The sequence below is a fragment of the Pseudoalteromonas phenolica genome, assembly GCF_005886345.1.
Classification (GTDB): Bacteria; Pseudomonadota; Gammaproteobacteria; order Enterobacterales; family Alteromonadaceae; genus Pseudoalteromonas; species Pseudoalteromonas phenolica_A.
The window spans coordinates 158,101-178,690 of the sequence record NZ_PNEC01000004.1 but is presented as its reverse complement, the minus strand read 5'-3'; the positions used below and the strand labels follow the sequence as shown (position 1 = coordinate 178,690).

Annotated in this window: 14 protein-coding genes; 9 read left to right on the top strand and 5 right to left on the bottom strand. The window is 41.3% G+C overall.

Annotated features, from left to right (window positions below; translation table 11 throughout):
- Window positions 1-84 precede the first annotated feature (84 nt).
- The 4 genes from CWB72_RS02915 to CWB72_RS02900 all read left to right on the top strand — a co-directional run bounded on the left by CWB72_RS02915 (window position 85) and on the right by CWB72_RS02900 (window position 4,657).
- A complete protein-coding gene (locus tag CWB72_RS02915; RefSeq protein WP_138629120.1) occupies window positions 85-1,422 on the top strand; it encodes an NAD(P)/FAD-dependent oxidoreductase in 1,338 nt (445 codons plus the stop codon).
- 124 nt (window positions 1,423-1,546) lie between these two features.
- Window positions 1,547-2,635 (top strand): YHYH protein, encoded by a 1,089-nt coding sequence (locus CWB72_RS02910; RefSeq protein ID WP_138629151.1) that lies wholly within the window; start codon window positions 1,547-1,549, stop codon window positions 2,633-2,635.
- 12 nt (window positions 2,636-2,647) lie between these two features.
- On the top strand, window positions 2,648-3,172 hold the full coding sequence (locus tag CWB72_RS02905) for a hypothetical protein (protein ID WP_138629118.1): 525 nt from the start codon (window positions 2,648-2,650) through the stop codon (window positions 3,170-3,172).
- 291 nt (window positions 3,173-3,463) lie between these two features.
- Window positions 3,464-4,657, top strand: coding sequence for a DUF3103 family protein (locus tag CWB72_RS02900; protein WP_252371479.1), 1,194 nt, complete (start codon window positions 3,464-3,466; stop codon window positions 4,655-4,657).
- Between the two features lie 91 nt (window positions 4,658-4,748).
- On the opposite strand, the gene CWB72_RS02895 is transcribed toward CWB72_RS02900, so the two are convergent.
- The 4 genes from CWB72_RS02895 to CWB72_RS02880 all read right to left on the bottom strand — a co-directional run bounded on the left by CWB72_RS02895 (window position 4,749) and on the right by CWB72_RS02880 (window position 8,534).
- Window positions 4,749-5,294, bottom strand: coding sequence for a hypothetical protein (locus tag CWB72_RS02895; RefSeq protein ID WP_138629116.1), 546 nt, complete (start codon window positions 5,292-5,294; stop codon window positions 4,749-4,751).
- A gap of 158 nt (window positions 5,295-5,452) precedes the next feature.
- Window positions 5,453-5,773 carry a YdbL family protein gene (locus tag CWB72_RS02890; RefSeq protein WP_130257289.1) on the bottom strand — a complete coding sequence of 107 codons (321 nt, stop codon included), beginning with the start codon at window positions 5,771-5,773 and terminating at the stop codon, window positions 5,453-5,455.
- A 10-nt stretch (window positions 5,774-5,783) separates the two neighbouring features.
- Window positions 5,784-5,963, bottom strand: coding sequence for a YnbE family lipoprotein (locus CWB72_RS02885; RefSeq protein ID WP_130257290.1), 180 nt, complete (start codon window positions 5,961-5,963; stop codon window positions 5,784-5,786).
- A gap of 9 nt (window positions 5,964-5,972) precedes the next feature.
- A complete protein-coding gene (locus CWB72_RS02880; RefSeq protein ID WP_138629114.1) occupies window positions 5,973-8,534 on the bottom strand; it encodes an intermembrane phospholipid transport protein YdbH family protein in 2,562 nt (853 codons plus the stop codon).
- 497 nt (window positions 8,535-9,031) lie between these two features.
- Between CWB72_RS02880 and CWB72_RS02875 the strand changes: the two genes are divergently transcribed.
- The 5 genes from CWB72_RS02875 to CWB72_RS02855 all read left to right on the top strand — a co-directional run bounded on the left by CWB72_RS02875 (window position 9,032) and on the right by CWB72_RS02855 (window position 16,293).
- Window positions 9,032-10,390 (top strand): sigma-54-dependent transcriptional regulator, encoded by a 1,359-nt coding sequence (locus CWB72_RS02875; protein WP_138567138.1) that lies wholly within the window; start codon window positions 9,032-9,034, stop codon window positions 10,388-10,390.
- The gene (locus tag CWB72_RS02870; protein WP_138629112.1) at window positions 10,371-11,657 is read left to right on the top strand and encodes a sensor histidine kinase; all 1,287 of its coding nucleotides are present in this window, start codon (window positions 10,371-10,373) and stop codon (window positions 11,655-11,657) included. Before CWB72_RS02875 ends, CWB72_RS02870 begins: the two co-directional genes overlap by 20 nt.
- A gap of 148 nt (window positions 11,658-11,805) precedes the next feature.
- The gene (locus CWB72_RS02865) at window positions 11,806-13,071 is read left to right on the top strand and encodes an efflux RND transporter periplasmic adaptor subunit (protein WP_252371478.1); all 1,266 of its coding nucleotides are present in this window, start codon (window positions 11,806-11,808) and stop codon (window positions 13,069-13,071) included.
- Window positions 13,072-13,162: 91 nt separating this feature from the next.
- Entirely contained in the window at window positions 13,163-13,867 is a 705-nt protein-coding gene (locus tag CWB72_RS02860; RefSeq protein WP_138629110.1) for an ABC transporter ATP-binding protein, read from the top strand.
- Window positions 13,864-16,293 (top strand): ABC transporter permease, encoded by a 2,430-nt coding sequence (locus tag CWB72_RS02855; protein ID WP_138629108.1) that lies wholly within the window; start codon window positions 13,864-13,866, stop codon window positions 16,291-16,293. Before CWB72_RS02860 ends, CWB72_RS02855 begins: the two co-directional genes overlap by 4 nt.
- Window positions 16,294-16,514: 221 nt before the next feature.
- Here the strand turns inward: CWB72_RS02855 and purL are convergent, their stop codons facing one another.
- Window positions 16,515-20,399 carry a phosphoribosylformylglycinamidine synthase gene (purL, locus tag CWB72_RS02850; RefSeq protein WP_138629106.1) on the bottom strand — a complete coding sequence of 1,295 codons (3,885 nt, stop codon included), beginning with the start codon at window positions 20,397-20,399 and terminating at the stop codon, window positions 16,515-16,517.
- Between the last annotated feature and the right edge of the window lie 191 nt (window positions 20,400-20,590).

The following is a 20,590-nucleotide window of genomic DNA, read 5'->3' as shown; positions in this document are numbered from 1 at the left end:
AAAGGCCACATTCGTGGCCTTTTACTTCTCTTCTTTCAAGTAATACACTGCCCAGTGCTTTTATTCTTCAAACAACAATAAATCATGAGCAAGTATTACGACCCTATCAGCGCACAAGACTGCCAAAACCAAGCCTTCGCACCGAGCTATTGGGCCAGTACCCAAGCATTGCCTGATCTACTCCCTGCTATTACGTCTGATACAAATTGTGATGTCGTCATTATTGGCGGCGGTTTTAGCGGTTTACTTACCGCCTATTACTTAGCAATTGAGCATCAACAAGAGTGTATTGTACTTGAAGCAAATCAAGTTGGTTTTGGTGCCAGTGCACGAAATGCAGGTTTTGTGCTTAAAGGCTCGGGACGTTTGAGTTACCCGCAAATGGCAAGTAAATGGGGCATGGATGTTTGCCAAGGAATTTATGGCGAATTTACAGAAGCGGTGCAACGAGTAGAAGCTCTTATTCAAAGCCAACAGTTAGAGTGTGACCCGCAACCAAAAGGCTACCTAAAAATCGCGCATAATCAGCAAGCCTTTGCAGGTCTTAAAGCGCAAGCAGAGTTCTTACAAAAGCATCTTTCGAGTGATGCTGAATTTTTGTCTACTGAAGAATTAAAAGCAGGTTACATGAATAACCAACAAGCCTATGGCGCGATGCGTTTACCCGATGGCTTTGGTATTCATCCACTTAAGCTTGTGCTGGGTTATAAAAAAATGGCCATGGAAGCTGGTGTTAAAATATATGAGCACACACTGGCAAGTGATATTAATGACACAGGTAGCCATGTAACCCTTAAAGCCAATGGCTTTAATATCAAAGCCAAAAAATTGGTGATCTCAGGGAACGCCTATAACAGTAAGGTGACTTCGCCTGTTATTAATAATCGTTATTTACCTATCCTCAGTAGCATTATGGTGACAAAACCACTCACCCAAACACAACTCGAAAGCTCAGGGCTAAAAACCCATCAAGTAACGATGGATACGCGTACACTAAAATACTATTACCGTCTATTGCCCGATAACCGCTTATTGTTTGGAGGACGTGGTGCTATTTTTGCCAAAGATCAAAATAAACCAACCTATTTAAATAACCTAAAAAAAGGCTTAGCTGATTGCTTCCCTACTCTAAACAATATCAGCCACCATTATTATTGGCATGGTTATATTGCAGCAGCGCTAGACGATATGCCTCACGTCACTGTGCAAGGTAATATTGGTTATACACTTGGATATTGCGGATCGGGCGTCTCTTTTAGTGCACAAGCAGCATACAGGCTGGCGCAACAAATCGCGGGAGTCACAGTACCAAACTTACCTTTATATCAAACACCACTCCCTTATTTACCATTTCCAAGTCTCAGGCGTTTCGGTCAGTGGGGGTATTATCAATACGCACAGTTGAAAGATAAACTTGGTTAAACATAGTAATTCGAGTGTCAGTCTATGGCTTTGCAAAAGACTGACATTTTGTGCACATTTACTGCACAATTGAGATCTACAGTTAATTCACAACCGAAACTTTATACCAATAGGAGTGATTGTGATGAAACTGTCAAACCTAAAAACGCCTATTTATCCCGTCCTATTCGCGACTACTTTCTTACTTTCTGGTTGCGGTAGTCCAGAAAATAATGCTGAGAGCGAGCTCATAACTGAAACACCACCAGCAAGTGACAATACTAGTAGCGATGCCACAGATAGCAACTCTAACAGCTCTACAGATCCTGATAACAGTGCTTCTTCTGATAACGATACAGATACAAATACAAATACAAATACAGATAATGGTATTGCATCTATAAATGACTCGACTGACGGTGTGCTATGTAATTATTATTATAATGAATACAATGATTCTGATTCTGTCCAAGCCACCAGCAACGCCCAGTGGTCATGTGATGGCAGCAATCGTTCATTAACTGCCAATGGTCTACCTGACCATGCTACAGGACAATTTCCTAATGCCAATAACCCTAATGAGATCAGTGAGCAAAACGTCTCAATCGCTTACACACTGACCCCCACTGAAAGTACATCGGCAAGTACTTTAGGTGGCCCTCGCGGTGCGACTGGCTATGTGTTAAATGGCGTAAAGATTGACGCCAATACTGCTGGCACCTGTGATGATTCTGGTAATAACTGTAGCCTAATTGGCAATGAAGGGAGTTGGCATATTGAAGCACTGGGACAAACCAGTTTTAACTTCGGCACCGACGACAATAATGCCCATGTGCAACCTGGTGGAGCCTATCACTATCATGGTATGCCGGAAGGATTTATAACGCTAAGAGGTGGCAATAACACAACCATGACTTTAATTGGCTGGGCGGCTGACGGCTTTCCTATTTACGCAAGATATGGCTTTAGCGAAGCAGAAAATGCAAGTTCGCCAATAAAAATAATCACAGGTAGCTATCAGTTGATTGAAAATATTAGCACTAACCGCCCATCCGTTGAAGTCTATCCACTTGGTACCTTTGCGGAAGATTGGGAATTTGTAGCAGGTTCAGGTGACTTAGACGAATGTAATGGCCGCTTTGGTGTAACGCCTGAATTTCCTGAGGGTATTTATCATTACTACGCAACAGACTCTTACCCCTACTTTCAACGCTGCGTTAAAGGCGAGCTATAAGAGGTAACGAACATGGCTTTAAGACTTAAATTATGCCTGATATTCATTGGAACTTTGCTGAACGTTTTTAGCCAGAATGCTCAAGCCCATTTAATGGCACCTTATAAAGGCACTTTAAATTTCGATCACTCTGGGGGCTACTTGGTATTATCTTTACCTGCTTCAACTTTAATGGGGTTTGATAAGGACAAGGATAGAATACTCACTCTTGGGGAAATTAAATCTCAGCAAAAAACAATAATTAAATACATTACTGATTCTTTGTATTTAAAAAGTGATACCCAAGAAACTTTGTTGACTGGTGTGATGTTAGCTCCGCAGAGAAGTCATGATACTAATATCAATCACATTGATCATATTGTTATTCTTGGAAAGTTTTTACACCCACTTCATGAAGGCATCTCCATGCATGCATCACTTCTAAATGGGTTGACTCAAAATGAAAAGTTGACCATTACCATGACAGAAAAAGATAGCCCCTCAAAGCACATATTCACACTGGGTGGCTCACAGTTATCTCACACATTTGAAGAGTAAAAAAACTAACTATTTACTTTTTGTTTGCATTTACCTATTTGAGAGCTGGAGGCTTATACCTGTATTTTCCCCTTGCTATTTAACAACAAATTACTTACATATAAAATCACACTTGGCAAAGCCATGACCCCTCTAACATTTAGTTATAAAAGTTATAGATAACCTTCAAACACCACAATGTAAATTTATTGTTAAAAACAATTTGACGAATTAAAGCTGTTACTCTATTTTATTCGAACACCTAGTTTGGTGCATTGACAACATAAACACGGATTATTTCAAGGAAACTTTATGAATTATTTAATGAAAACAGCGCTAATTAGTTCGCTTGTTATGAGCACAACCAGTATTGCAACTGAAATTCAGTCGTTCTCAAAATCACTCACAACTCACCCTGAACTAGAAGCAATAGATCGCTTCAATCACAAAGCAATGCAAGTCACTGACATTAAACGTGTACTCGCCAGCAACATTGCAAGAGACCTATATGCGCAAAAAAATTGGTTACAAGTGCTTTCTGAGCATAGTACTGCCAAATTAACTGAGCTAGGCTTAAATCATAATAACCAACAACTTATACAACAAGCGAACACTCAAACTCGCTCGTTAAAAGGTTTAAAAAAAGCAGATACAAACCTATATCAACTTCGCTTAGCATCAAATGATATGCTTGAACAATGGCAAGCAGGTGAGCAACCTTTGGTTGCATTTGCACCAAAAGGTGATGATAAAGATTGGCTGTATGTTGAAGCATTTGATGCTCAAGGCAATGTGCACCTACTCGATGCACATACTCTTCCTTCACAACCAGTATTAATTTTAGAGCTAGATAGCCAACAGGTTAAAAAAGAAGGCCTAGCTGTCATGCAAGCAGTTTTTGAACAGGCTAGAAGCAAACCGGCTTTAGATACATTTACGCAACACAGCATTCAAAACACGGCTATTTCTACTTCAAAACTAGATAGAATTCGTCTAAATAATGACGAAGAGCCTTGGATATCAGGTAAAGCAGAAGTCTATGCGGTAGTAACAGGTGTTAGCCCTTCACGCGATGAGCCGGTATTAGACATCGTGGATATGCCTTACCTAGATTATGACGGCACCGATTACACGCCTAATCAAATTCTAATTCATTGGGAACGCTACCGCTGGCAGGCGGCTGATGTATTATTGATGGAACAGGATGACAACACGAACTATCAAGAATTAGCGACGACGTTTTTAGATATTGTCACACAGGTGATGCGTGCAATTCCTGATCCTAATGTGCAAGGCTATGCCATCATTCCACAGTTGACCAACCAGCTTATTAAGGCAATGCCAAGCCACTGGTTCAGCAATGATGATGACTATGTTGATGTATTCTACACCCTTTTTGAAGGGCAAAAGTATAGTAACCACATGGGTGCGAGTAACAACGCCAAAATCACTTTATCACCGCTTACTATTAACCCAAGAAGTGTCGATATAAAAGCAGACAGATAAGCTCCCTGCTCTAACTGTTGGAAACGAACAAAGGCTTTGCTTCTAAATGCAAAGCCTTTTTTAAGATTTAATTACTGAAAAACCACTTTTATTAACTATGCTGATAACATTTAAATGGTTTGGCCGTTTTACGATTAATGATCTGAACTTGGTCATGTTCAAGACCGACTAAGCTTGGCTTTATAGCTTGCTCAAAACGCTTTGATGCTGACTCTATTCGTCTAGCTTCTTGCTCAATTGCACGAATATCTGCTTCATGACTGCGTACAATTTTCTCTATTTTTCGCGCGATTTCTTTGTGCTCACGCAGTTTTTGCTTATCAATCTTTAAGATATTTTCGTCTTCGTATTTAAAGTCGCTCGATAAAGCTTCTAATTGGGCATGATATTCAGCTAATTCTTCATCCATATCTCTGACTGGCTTCTCCAGTAAAGTCATTTTATTTTCTATATTTTGAAATGCTTTATATGCAGACACCTGAGTAGGTGACATAGCCATGTCTTTAACTATTTCACAGTCTTTAAATACTTGAATACGATAATCTGAGTTACTGGCTTGATCGGGTGTGGCATTCGCAGCCACACAAGCGGTTAATACGGCACTGCTGATAATTGAAATAATGGCTTTAATTTTCATAACACTAACCTTTGTCCTGTTGAGTTAATTCTGTATCACTGTTTAAAAGGTTAGTCGCAGCAACTTTAAATATAGTTTGAAAATTTTTCGTGTTTATACAAAAAAGCACAGCGTCATCGCTGTGCTTTTATAAACTAACTACTGAGTAATTATGAAACTTACTTCTTTACCCACTTACCATTTACTTTTACAAAATGACCTTTTGCTGTTTTTTGCATGGCTTTTTTTCCTGCCTGCTGTTCGACTTGTGCCAAAGAAATACCATGTTTTTTTGCTAACTGCTGATACTTTGCTTTGCGCTTTGCATTAATAGCATCTACCACTTTTTTTGCTTCAGCAGTGTTTTTTACCGCAGCCAAATAACCAGAAGCGGTTTCACCTACAATGCCTTGTGATTTAGCTGTACCAAGATCTAAAGCGAATGCTGAAAAGGCAAAACTCAATGCCATAACTGGTAATAAAAATACGCTCTTTTTCATAATTATCTCCTTAGAATAACTCGCTATCGTCGCTAAATAGGTCATCTAGCTCTTTATCTACTTTCACACGGATCTCATGATCCACTTTTACATTTAAATTAATGGTGATTGGCTCTTTCGTTTCTACCTGTACTTTGTGCGTACATCCCATTAGCACTAATGCACTGAATAATGCAGCGATCAACTTCATGGTCTTCCCCTATTGAGTTAAAGCTTTTTCAACTTGTTGACTGATTTCATCATTCAATCTTAACGCTTTAAAAAGCGTATATATATTCTCATGATGCGTGTAATTAAAATTAACCGGTTGGGCTTGGCTTTTATTTTCGCCTTTAATATTTACACCTAACGTGAGCCAACCATCTTCTGTTAAAGATACCTCGCTATTAAGCGTATCTATATCTAGATTATCTAATAAGCCAATGACGGTTTTTAATTGTGGCTGTTGCGCTTTGAGTGCATTCACCGAAGCATTTTCTGACACACTTAACATACCGCTGCCTAAATTATATAACCGACCCTCACTGATACTGACTTTTCCATCGCGAACATCGATAGGTAACTCACCAGATACCCGCCCTGTCAGTTCTACTCCGGCTTCACGCCCCGCTTTTGCTAGAATGGCCAAATCTAAATTTTCGGCCTTTGCTTCAATGCGTTGTGGCGCTTGTGTGAGTTGGACCTTATCCGCTGTAAGTAAACCATCAAACGCTTCCGCCGTAATAGCACTCAACCACGCCTGATTATCTTGAGCCTGAAGATCTGCGGTAATGTTGGTTAGCACAGCACCTGAACGAAACTCGTCAATTGTCACTGTAGTTTTTGGAATATTAATCACACCTGAACTAAGTTGCCCTGTGATTTTACCTGATGCATTACTCATATAATGCGTATCAAACAAGGCGGATGCGCCAAATTGCAGGTCAAAATCAATATGCTGAGACACTAAATCACCGTTAGCCACAACACTGGTGCTACCCGTTTCAATTTTTAACTTTGGCGCCATTTGCTCCAAAACTGGTTGTAAACCTGTAAGGTCTTGCTCAATTATGACAAGCTCAAAAGGCTGCGCTTTATCTGTTAATTCATGGCGTAACGATAAATTCATGTCGAGCACATCAATATCATGCCCAAAGCGAATACCTTCACTAAAGTTAACTTGAGAGGTGATACTCATATCTTCTACAAGCAGTTTAGGTGTGGCAATGGCATTAAGGTATGTTGTCACTGCAACCACACTGGTATTCATAAAATCTTGCATATTGCCTTTTAAGTTTACGCTTTGTTGTATCCCTTGAATTTGATTGTCTGCTTGTTTAATACCTTTTAACTGCCAATCAGCATCAAGGTGAATGGCATCATTGATTAGTTTTGACTGCCAATTCACTTTAAGATCTCGCCCCTGCACCAAAGGGTGATTAAACGATAACAGAGATAACTCCCCATCCACTATCGCATTTATATGTTCTGACAGATCACCCTCTACATCAAGGTTAAGTGTTAACTTGGGAAGTTTAAGTGCTTGACCTTGGCCGTCGCTAAATTCTGCTTTTTGAAGCTCAAGCTGGTTGCTTGCTTTAAATGACATGTCGCTGCCAAGCCTGCCTTTAACATCAAGCTTTGAGTCAAACTTTATATTCGCTTGATTTATTGGAGAGTTATCTATTAAAAATGCAGGCACATTAGGTTGAGTTAAATTAATGGAAATTTGACTATCTAATTGTCCACCACTCACCTCAATTGGGCCATCTAGTTGAAGAGCGCCAATCAACGCACTCTGGTGCTTTAAACTAAATTGAGACTTAAAATCCTGGGTAAGCAATTCAGCCGCTACATTATCTAATTGAATCTGGGTTAACTCGCCGTTTGAGAGAGTGACGCGGTCGGTCAAAAAGACATTATCACGTACTGACAACACGCTAGGTAATTGTAAAGTAACCTGCTCGGCTATTAATTCAGCAGCTAGAACCCCCTGTGGTAAATGTGCTTGAAGTGATTCAATACATGCCAAAGCCTTTAGTGTATTAGTAAGTCGACTCAAATCAGCAACCGCCGCTTGATCCAATAAATCTATTTCACCGGAAACACCTCCAAGTATATCTGCTGACACCGAACACTCTGGTAAATGGTGCTCAGCTTGCACTTCAATCTCACCATTAAATTTTAACTGTTGGCCGTCAAATTCAACGTTCATCGAGCCTTCTAGTAACTTTACTTGCTTAGGCTTAAAAGATTGTACCCCGTTACTCGCTAGTGAAATTTGATTTAGCCTTAACTTATTTTTAAATATGCGCACTTGCCCGATTAAATCGCCATTGATCTCAAACTGATTGAGGTTTGACTCACTAATGCTCATTGATAGTGGCTTTATTAATGGAGAGCCTGACAGACTAATTCTTTTTACATTTAGCAGTGGACGCTCGTCAGGTAATACAAGATTAAGCGGTTTAAGCTGTGGCGGTTCAGCATTTGTCTTTTTTGTTGGCTTCAGCGCAATATTCAACTCTGATAAAACGATATTTGAAAGGTTAATGTCAGCATCTACTAATTCAATTGAAGCTGCTGAATGTTCAATACATGCCTTATTAACACGAATAGAACCAAGGCCGGTAAGCGACCAATCTATACAACTCAGTTCAATATTGACATCCGCTAGATAGGGTACAGCCACTTTATAAATAATTGTATTTCTAAATCCATAAAGGCAAATTAAGGTAGCAATTAAAAATATACTGACCCGAAGCAATCCCTTTTTAAACATAGCACTCTGACTGATAATAATTAAACTTCGTTATTTTACCTATTTTTATGATGTTTGTATCAACGAAAATGTAATCAGATGTAGGCGTTACACAGCACTAAATAGACCGTTAACATCACAAGGCAAATTAAGGACACATTTAAATGTGCCAAATTAAAACTTATGTAAAAACCAATAGAGTATGTAACTTTTCTTGTTTGGCATGCTTAACTATGCATTTGATGTAGAATTTCGCCTTTACTCAAAACTGTCTATCACATTTTTAATGTATCTCACAGAGATGATTTTTTGAACGCATTGATACCTTCACTTACGCTGATGTCAGTATACGATTTATCATTATCTCATCAGATCGTTAAGCAACATAACCGACAATCAATCACTAGCCTTGTATTAGTAACTACTCAATAAACGATATGTTGGTAAAGTAAACTGTATACCTTCGTAGATTTCTCAGGGTATGATAAAAATGCCAAATATAAACAACGAATAAAAATATGTCACCGCCAACCATACTTGTCATTGATGATCGTTCTGAAATCATTACCAGCCTTCAGTTTTTACTCGAAGATAATGGGTATCAGATGCTATTTGCTAAAAACCCCTTTGATGCCAAAGAGCAACTATCTGAGCACTATATAGATCTAGTATTACTCGACATGAACTTTTCACTAGATACAACTTCAGGAGAAGAAGGCTTAGCATTCTTAGCTTGGTTGAAAAAACAAGAAATTGATACACGAGTGGTTGCTATGACAGCTTGGTCAAACGTTGAGTTGGCGGTCAAAGCCATGCAATTGGGGGCCGGGGATTTCATTGAAAAACCTTGGAAAAACCAGCGTTTATTAAGTGTTATAAGTCAACAGCTTGAGCTCAAAGGGCTAAAAGCCATCAATAAAAAGCTGTCACAAAGACTAGAGCCTGCTAACGATACACCGAAATTTCAATGGCAATCTGCTTGTATGACTGAGCTGATGGAGCAAATTGAGAATGTGGCGCTTGCAGATGTCTCTATCTTACTGAGCGGTGAAAATGGTACTGGTAAAAGTCAGTTAGCAGAATATATTCATCAACGATCAGCTCGTAATGACCACCCACTTATCAGCGTTAACATGGGTGCAATTTCAGAGTCTTTATTTGAAAGTGAAATGTTTGGCCATAAAAAAGGGGCTTTTACAGATGCTAAATCTGATCGCATTGGTCGCTTTGAGCTGGCGCAGTCAGGCACATTATTTTTAGATGAAATAGCCAATATCAGCTTGGCACATCAAGCCAAATTACTGCGAGTACTAGAGTCAGGTCAATTTGAAGCCGTTGGTGATAGCAAAACACAATTTGCGAATGTTAGGATCATTAGTGCCACCAATGCCGACTGCAAGAAATTGATCCATTCAGAAAAGTTTCGCGAGGATTTATTTTATCGCCTCAATACCATTGAGTTTTCGCTGCCACCATTAAGGGCACGTTTTGATGATATTGTGCCATTAGCTGAATACTTACTTGCGCGTTTTAATAAAAAATATGGCAAAACCGTTGAGGGGTTCGATAAATCAGCACAGCAGCTGCTTAAAACATATCACTGGCCGGGTAACATAAGAGAAATGAGTCATGTTATCGAGCGCGCAACGCTGCTGACACAAACAACCCAAATCAGCGCTTCAGGTTTGCACATTGGTAATACTGGCAGCGAACCTTCACTACAAACTATGATGACATTAGAACAAGCTGAAAGAATGCTGATCAAAAAAGCCCTCCATGCGACTGCTCATAATATTACGCAAGCAGCTAATTTATTGGGGATCACCAAATCTTCTTTATATCGTCGCTTGGAAAAATATGATGATATTGAAAAGTAAGACCATAGAAAATTATATATATATAACCACACTTGGAGCTGGCATTCTGATCAGTCTACTGATGGCCATCATCATGTATTTAGCGGGTATGCCTTTACTCAACTTGATACTTGTTGAGTTGTTTTTAGTTCTAGTACTGTGTTGGTTTATTTCACATTTTGAGCAAAAAGTGGTGGTAGCTTTTGATCGTGCATTACTTCACATAGAAGCAGTAAAAATGGAGGATTACAATCAGTTTGCCCGTTCAGATTTTAAGGAAGGCAGTTCACAACGTCTGCACTTAGCCCTTAAAGATCTGAGTCATCATTTACAAAAAAATAAGTCTCGCTACGATCAGCATGCCTTTTTGCTGTATCAATTGATTGACCAACTCGATACCCCCATTATGGTGTTTAACAGCAAGCATCAGCTAAGTTATGCCAACCCTGCTTTTATGAACATCTACGATGAACCTTGGCAAATGTACCGCCATGCTTCTCCAAAAATCTTAGGCCTTGAACAAACAAGCACTGGCTGGCGATTAAATAGAACTTTGCAGCAGTGGCAAATCAGCGAAAGCGCCTTCATTGATAATGGAGAAGCGCATTATTTATTTGTACTCACAAACATAGACAGTGCCATACGTGCTAGTCAGCTCAATGCATGGCAGCAAATGATCCGTGTTATGGGTCATGAAATAAGGAACTCTCTAACCCCTGTTTCTTCCTTAGCAGAAAGCCTTTCAAGCAAAATGCAAGGCGCGCGCGAGCAACAAGCATTACAGCTTATTTCTGATCATTGCCACCAGCTACAAGACTTTATTAGCCGCTATGCTTCGCTATCTCATAACCTCAACTTGCAATTGACCCAAGTTGATATGCACAGTATGTGGCAAAAACTATCAGCGCTGACCCCTGATTTAGCACTTAACACCCAAATAGGTATCGAGCATATTCATGCAGATCAGACCTTTATTGAACAAGTGTTTATTAACTTACTGAAAAATGCCCATGAGGCAAACGCAAAACAAGTACGTATCCGTATCAGAGAAAAGCTTGGTAAAGTCTTGATTACCCTCGCCGATGACGGCCACGGTATTTTAAATACTGATAATTTATTTGTGCCTTTGTTTACCACAAAGCCAAATGGTCAGGGCATTGGGCTCACTTTCTGCCGCAATATAATAGAACACCATAAAGGCACGATTCATATCGAAAATAACCCACAGCAAGGCGTGACCGTAAGTATTTTTTTACCCCACAAACCGTTATCAAACCCCGCAGAGTAACACCGGTCGGAATCGAAATTGAGCCGTCCGATTCCGGACGGTTTTTAATATCCTATATTTGAATATAAAAATAAACAATTGATTTAAAACAAGTTTACTACTTGGCATATTCTTTGTCTTATCTAGTTTAACAAGCTAGAGGGATTCAATGATGGATGTAGCAAAAACAAACAAAAAAACCAACACTCTACGACGGACAATAGCAAAGCATAAATGGTTGTCTATTTTCACAATCATTGTCTTATGTGCCAGTGCCATTGCAATCAAACAAGCTGGTAGCAGCATTGCTGTTGAACGTAGCCAACTTATTATGGCAAGCGTTCAGCAGGGTGATTTAGACGTGGTGATCGACGGTTATGGTGTCCTAACTTCTAACAAGCAACAATTAATCACGACTTTTTCGGCTGCGACTGTAAAAGAAATTGTGTTAAAACCCGGTGCACCTGTCACAGCCAATAGCGTCATTGTTAAGCTCGAAAACCCTGAGCTTGAACAACAAGTTCAAGATGCAGAGCAAGAGCTAACACAATTACAGGCCAACCTTCGCCAATTAAAACTCAATAATCAAAGAGAGAAACTCAATGAGGCCGCGGCACTGGCCGAAATCAAAGCACAATTTGAAACAGCATCACTGCGCAGAGCCGCCGAAGAACAATTGGCTGAGAAAGGCATTGTTTCTGATCTTGATTTTCAACAAACCATATTAAATGAAAAGCAACTCAAAGAACGGATGAGAATTTTATCCGAGCGTAATGCGCAGCTCAGCTTAGTGCATGAGGAAGCCGTGAATATTCAACAAGAGCGTATCAAGCAACAACAAGGTCGCTTAAATATTGCAAAATCTAGACTTGAGAAACTGACCGTACGCGCTGGCTTCGATGGGGTATTACAGCGCTTGTCGGTTGAATTAGGGCAAAGCCTCTCTGCTGGTAGCGAAGTCGCACTGATTGGTAGCATTACTGATTTAATTGCGCTGATCCGTGTGCCTCAGAGTCAAATTCAACAAGTGGCTATTGGCCAAGCAGCCACTATCGACACACGTCGAGATAAGATCACAGGCGTAGTTAAACGCATCGATCCAATTGTCTCAGATAACACGGTTGAGGTAGAGATAACATTGCCTAGCAACTTGCCATCAAGTGCCCGTCCTCAAGCGTCTATCGATGGTAAAATCATAGCTGATTCTCTAAAAAATGTTTTATATATCAGACGCCCTGCGGGTACTCAAAGCAACGATACTATGCCTTTATATCGCGTCCTTAGCGGCACTCAAAGTGCTGAGTTAACGCCGGTACAATTTGGCGTACAAGCAGGACAATTTATGCAATTGCGATCCGGCGCTGACGTCGGCGCACAATTTATCATTTCAGATTTAAGTAATTTACATACTCACAAAAAGATATCGATTCAATAACCGCGAATTTAGCCAAGTGGTCAAAAGAGCTTTGACCACCTGATTTACATGAATAACTCGGCACTGCCATCAAAAAAATAAAGGACATCACATGAGCGACATAACAATAAAAATGACTGGGATCTCTAAAGTATTTGAAACTGAAGACATAGAAACCCATGCATTAAAAAGTATAGATCTAGAGATCAAAGCCGGTGAATATGTATCTATCTCAGGGCCTTCTGGGTGTGGTAAATCAACGCTTTTAGCCCTACTGGGCTTATTAGATATGCCCTCTGGCGGTGAGTATTACATTGAAGGGATGAACGTCACGGATCTGAGTCTAGATCAGGCTGCTGAGATCAGAAATACAAAAATAGGCTTTATATTTCAGTCTTTTAACTTAATTGATGAGTTAAGTGTATTTGATAATGTTGCTCTACCACTGCGTTACCAAGATAAGCCCCCCAGCGATAGTGAATTAAAACAACGCGTCCAAGAGTGCCTGGCACTGGTTGATATGACTCACAGAATGGCGCACAAACCCAATCAACTTTCAGGTGGTCAACAACAACGTGTTGCTATTGCCCGCGCTTTAGTTGCCAACCCTGCAATTTTATTAGTCGATGAACCCACAGGTAACTTAGATTCTAAAAGTGGCGATCAAGTAATGCATGTACTTGAAAAACTAAACGAACAAGGCACCACCATTTGCATGGTAACACACGACCCACGCTATGCTGACATGGCCAAAAAACAACTTAAATTATTAGATGGAGCGATTTTAACCACTCCTAAAATTAAGGCTGTATTATGAAGCAGATAATTTACCAAAGCAAACAAGCTTGGGCATCGCTGAGTAAAAAGCCTGGCTTTATCGCAACTGTGATCACCACTATGGGGGTTACTTTAGGTGCCCTATTGTGTGTTTTAACCTTAGGTTATTTGCTACTTGTAAAACCTTTGCCCTACCCTGAGCATGAAAAGTTATATAAGGTTGAGCATATTTTTCACGATAGCAAAGATAAAATACAAGGCACTGCTTTTACTTACCCTGGTTTAATTCACCTATATAAAAACCAAGACGTCTTCTCGAAAAGCGCATTAATTTATTACGGCCAAGACGTACTAACAAATTTACCAAGCTCACCCCGTCTAGAGACTGGCTATGTTACTCCTGAGTGGTTTGAACTACTTGATGCCAATATGGTCCTTGGCCGTCAATTTGAGCAATCTGAAACCCTAAACACCAACAATCCGGTCGCTATAATCAGTCATCAGCTATGGCAACAAACTTTTGATGGCGATCCTAATATCTTAGATAAAAAAGTCGACTTTAGAGGCGTGAGCTTTAATATCGTTGGTGTCTTAGATAAGTCATTTATTGAACCTCAAATTGCAAATGTTGGACAAAACACGTCTGTATGGTTTCCCTTTGACTACAACCAAGGGAAGCGATTTGAAGATGCGTGGGGTAATATTTTAGGCGCCCTTACATTTGTTGGTAAAAAGAATACCGAATTCACCGACTCTCAAGCTGCTCAAACACTCACTGCTTTAGTCAATGACAAATGGCAACAAGAAGTAGCCGGTAGCGCATTTTTTGCTGGCTGGCGAGTGAATATGGTACTAACCAGTTTCCACGATGAAATTTTAGGGGACAGTGGCAATACCGTTTATTTACTGTTAGCAGGTGTACTGGGGTTAGTGCTTATTGCCACTGCAAATATCGCTAACTTACTTATGTCTCGCACTGCCGAACAGCAACGTCAGTTAGCTATTTTTGCAGCGCTTGGGGCAAAACAATCGCAACTTTTTAAAACGCTACTTGCCGAAACGGGTGTATTAATGGGGTTGTCGGTACTCTTTGCACTTATTATTGCCATGTCTGGCTTTTATATTATGCAAACCTATTTGGCTAGTGTGTTACCTAGGGTCGATGAGCTTGCAATCAATGTGGTCACCTTGACTGCTGCGGTATTATTCGCCTTGTTGTTCGCCTTGCTGTTTGCAGGATTGAGTCGACGCATAATCAACTATAAAGCGCTTAACTCTATGCTACAGTCAAGCGGTAAAGGCACTAGCATTCAAGTTTCTAAAAAAACCAGACAACTTTTAATTGTCAGCCAAGTCGCCATCGCCACTGTGCTGGTATTTGCCAATATCAGTTTGTTTAAAGAAGCCTATAACACCATCACTGAAACCAAAAGCTATAAAGTAGAAGACAAACTTGAGCTGTCTGTATCTCTTTCAGCCGCAACACGCCCTCCACGAGAAGAGATTATATCGTTTAACAATGAGCTTAAAGAAAAGTTGGCTCAGTTGCCTCAAGTGGAGTCTGTCTCTTTATCTAGCTCTGTATTACGAGACTATAGTTTGTGGGCACTCACATCCACCACAGATGACAGCCGACATGTTATATATAACAAAGATATAGATGATATCTATTTTGATATGCTAGGCATGGAACTGATTGAAGGTGATAACTTTAGCCAAGCAGATATTCAAGATCGCCCCAGAAAACTCATCGTTAATGATGTGTTTGCAAAACAACTTAATCCATCAGGTAGTGCCGTTGGCATGGAGCTGTCTAATAACCCTGAACAGCCAAGCTTTACAATTGTTGGCGTAGTGAAAGGTATAAAACTACCCGGCCAAACGGACATCCCAGCAAGAGTTTATGGCCCAACATCGCGTGATGATAATGACTTTACACTTAACTTGTTACCGGGGCAGCGTTTATCACGAGATCAAGCTGCCAGCATCATTAAAGAAGTAAGCAACTTATATACGCTGTTCAGATTAGAATACTTTGAAGAAATAGAGCAAGAGCAACTGTTCACTCAATATGCAATAGCTGTCACAACTGCAGCGCTCGCTGTATTAACCTTCTTTTTAGCAGGCGTCGGCCTCTATGGTATTTTGAGTTACGGCACCCACATGCGCCGCTTTGAACTTGGTACTCGAATGGCCATTGGTGCTAAGCGCAAACACTTAGTTGGGCTTATCATTAAAGACAATGTCTCTGTGGTTATTATGGGGGTCGCAGCCAGTATTGTTATTTTAACTGCGATTTATTTGGCTTACGATGAACTGTTCATGACCTACTTGGCATCTAATATTGTCACTATGTTTATGGTCACCGTTGTTGCCATTACTGGGCTGTCACTGTTCGCTTGTTATTGGCCACTGCGCCAGTTTATAAACCAACCCGCAATTCATTCATTACGTAATAGCGATTAATCGGTGTAAAGATTTTAATCACTATTAAAAACGAAAAAGGTCACCGAGGTGACCTTTTTCATCAAACTAAACAATTAGCCTATGTTCTTTCTGGCATTACGGAACATACGCATCCACGGGCTGTCATCGATCCACTCTTCTTTTGGGTATCGCTGCCAATAGTTAGCTTGCTCAACTAACAAAAAAGGCCACTTTCGCGACCTTTTCTTTTTAGCTAAGTATTAGCCGATGTTCTTTCTAGCATTACGGAACATACGCATCCATGGGCTATCTTCTTTCCACTCATCAGGGTGCCAAGAGTTAGCTACTGCACGGAATACACGCTCTGGGTGTGGCATCATTACTGTTGCACGACCATCCGTTGATGTAATACCTGTAATACCTTCTGGTGAACCATTCGGGTTGTTCGGGTATTGCGTAGTAGGCTTACCAAAGTTATCAACATATTGAACTGCAACTGTGCCAGACTCTAGTGCTGCTTTCACTGCTGCATCGTTTGCAAATTCTGCATGGCCTTCACCGTGAGATACCGCGATTGGCATACGAGAGCCAGCCATACCTTGGAAGAATACTGACGGGCTTTCTTGTACTTCAACAAGGCTGAAACGTGCTTCAAAACGCTCTGACTTGTTAGTTACAAAACGTGGCCAGTGTTCAGTACCTGGGATAAGCTCTTTCAATGTTGATAACATCTGACAACCGTTACACACACCTAAGCTGAACGTGTCTTGACGCTCAAAGAAGGTTTGGAACTGATCGCGTGCCATGTCATTGAATAGGATTGACTTAGCCCAACCTTCACCTGCACCTAGTACGTCACCGTAAGAGAAACCACCACATGCTACAAGGCCTTTAAACTCTTCTAGCGTTAGGCGACCTTCAAGGATGTCACTCATGTGTACGTCTACTGCTGCAAAGCCTGCACGGTTAAATGCTGCTGCCATTTCAACGTGTGAGTTAACACCTTGCTCACGTAGGATAGCCATCTTAGGCTTAGCACCTGTTGCAATGTAAGGTGCCGCTACGTCTTCGTTTAGGTCGAAGCTTAGTTTTACGTTAAGACCTGGATCTTTTTCGTCAAATTTCGCATCAAACTCTTGCTTAGCACACTCAGGGTTATCACGAAGTGCTTGCATCTTATAAGTCGTTTCAGCCCAAATAGTACGTAATTCAGTACGAGTATTGGCAAGCACTGCTTCACCACCACGGTTGAAGATAACTTTGTCTTCAGTGTTTAATGCACCGATAGTGTGGCTGATTGCTGTAAGACCGTTATCAGCTAACACAGCTTCAACAGCTGCAAGGTCGTCGTTGCGAACCTGAATTACTGCACCTAGCTCTTCGTTATAAAGCGCTTCGATGTCTGAACCTGTTAGGCTATCAAGGTTTACAGTCACACCTGTGCGACCAGCAAATGCCATTTCAGCGACAGTTGTGAATAAACCACCGTCTGAACGGTCATGGTAAGCAAGTAGCTTCTCGTCAGCTACAAGCGCTTGCATTGCGTTGTAGAAACCTTTTAATAGCTCTGGGCTATCAACGTCAGGCGTCTTGTCACCAAGCTGCTTGTAAACCTGTGCAAGGCTTGATGCACCCATGCGGTTTTGACCTGCACCTAAATCAACTAAGATAAGGCTTGAGTCACCTTTATCAGTGCGAAGCTGAGGTGTAACTGTTTTGCGAATGTCTTCTACACGGCCAAATGCAGTGATAACTAGAGAAAGTGGTGCTGTAACCGCTTTGTCTTCACCGTCGTCTTGCCATGTTGTCTTCATTGACATTGAGTCTTTACCAACTGGGATAGTCAGACCAAGTGCAGGACATAACTCTTCACCTACTGCTTTAACTGCTTCGTAAAGACCTGCGTCTTCACCTGGGTGACCCGCTGCAGCCATCCAGTTTGCAGATAGCTTGATGTTCTCAAGACCACCAATGTTTGCGCCAGCAATGTTAGTTAACGCTTCTGCTACTGCTAAACGTGCTGATGCACCGTAGTTTAGAAGTGCCGCAGGTGTACGTTCACCCATTGACATAGCTTCACCGTGGTAAGTGTCAAACGCAGCTGCTGTTACAGCACAGTTTGCTACTGGTACTTGCCAAGGGCCAACCATTTGGTCACGTGCCACTAGGCCTGTTACCGTACGGTCACCAATGGTGATAAGGAATGTTTTTTCAGCAATAGTTGGTAGACGAAGTAAACGCTTAGCAGCATCGAGTACGTCAATGCTATCTGTTTTAAGTGCTTCACCTTCAACTTGCTTTGACTCAACATCACGATGCATCTTAGGTGCTTTACCAAGTAGTACTTCAAGTGGAAGATCAACTGGGTTGTTATCAAAGTGGCTATCGGCAACGGTTAGGTGACGCTCTTCTGTTGCTTCACCGATTACAGCGTATTGTGCGCGCTCACGCTTACAGATTTCTTCAAAACGTGCGAAGTCTTCTGCCGCTACTGCAAGTACGTAACGCTCTTGTGATTCATTACACCAAATTTCGTGTGGTGCCATGCCCGGCTCATCGTTCGGGATGTTACGTAGTTGGAATTTACCACCACGGCCACCGTCGTCTACTAGCTCAGGGAATGCGTTTGAAAGACCACCCGCGCCCACATCGTGGATAAACGCGATTGGGTTTTCATCGCCTAGCTGCCAACATTTGTCGATAACTTCCTGACAACGACGTTCCATCTCTGGGTTTTCACGCTGTACAGAAGCAAAGTCTAAGTCTTCGTTTGACTGACCAGAAGCCATTGATGATGCAGCACCACCACCCAGACCAATGTTCATCGCGGGGCCACCTAGTGCGATTAGCTTAGCGCCTACTGGGATTTCACCCTTTTGCACGTGCTCAGTACGGATGTTACCAAGACCACCTGCAAGCATAATTGGCTTGTGGTAACCACGTACTTCTTCGCCATTATGGCTGTTAACTTTTTCTTCGTAAGTACGGAAGTAACCAAGTAGGTTAGGACGACCAAATTCGTTGTTGAACGCCGCGCCACCTAGTGGGCCATCGATCATGATGTCTAGCGCATCAACGATACGACCAGGCTTGCCGAAGTTTGTTTCCCATGGCTGTTCAAAGCCAGGAATGCGAAGGTTAGATACAGTGAAGCCAACTAGACCTGCTTTTGGCTTAGAACCACGACCGGTTGCGCCTTCGTCACGAATTTCACCACCAGAACCAGTCGATGCACCAGAGAATGGAGCAATCGCCGTTGGGTGGTTGTGGGTTTCAACCTTCATCAAGATTTCAATGTTTTCTTGATTGTAGCTGTACTCGCCTTCTTTATTTGGGAAGAAACGACCCGCTTTAGAACCCTTCATTACCGCTGCGTTATCTTTATAAGCAGACAGTACGTTTTCTGGGTGCGTTTCGTAAGTATTCTTAATCATTTTAAACAGCGATTTAGGCTGCGCTTCACCGTCGATTGTCCAATCAGCGTTGAAAATTTTGTGACGACAGTGCTCTGAGTTCGCCTGTGCGAACATAAATAGCTCGATGTCGTTCGGGTTACGACCTAGTTTAGTGAAGTTCTCAACTAAGTAGTCAATTTCGTCATCCGCGAGTGCAAAACCTTGCTCTACGTTTGCAGTAGCAAGTGCTTCGCGGCCACCGTCAAGAATGTCTACAGATGACATTGGACGCGGCTCATCAACGCGGAATAACTGACCTGCATCTTCAAGACTGTTGTGCACAGACTCTGTCATACGGTCGTGTACTAGCTTAGCAACGTCATTTAGTTGCTCAGCGCTTAGCTCACCCTCAACATAGTAAGCAATACCACGCTCAACACGGTGAACCTTGTCTAGGCCACAGTTGTTAGCGATGTCTGTTGCTTTTGATGCCCACGGAGAAATGGTACCAATACGCGGTGTCACTAGAATAAGTGCACCTTGAGGCTCGTGTTCGGCAATAGTTGGGCCGTACTTAAGCAATTTATTTAGCTTGTCTAATTCAGAGTCACTTAGCTCTGCAGTTAAGTCTGCAAAATGCATAAACTCAGCGTAAATACCTGTTACTGGTAAGTTCGAATCAGCGCAAGTTTTAAGGATTTTTTGTACTTTGAAATCAGAAAGTGCTGGCGCACCACGTAAAATCAACATAGGTAATTTCATCCGGGGGTTAAGGATTGAACGATATTTAGGGCCGCTATTATAGTCGAATTCATGGCTAGTTTTAACTGTAAAATTATAAAACTGCCAAAAATCGTGTTAGGTTCTTTAATAGAGCTAAAAAACACTTTTACTTCATAGTGTTAGATTTCTCATTTTGCATCTACTCAGAACTTTGATAG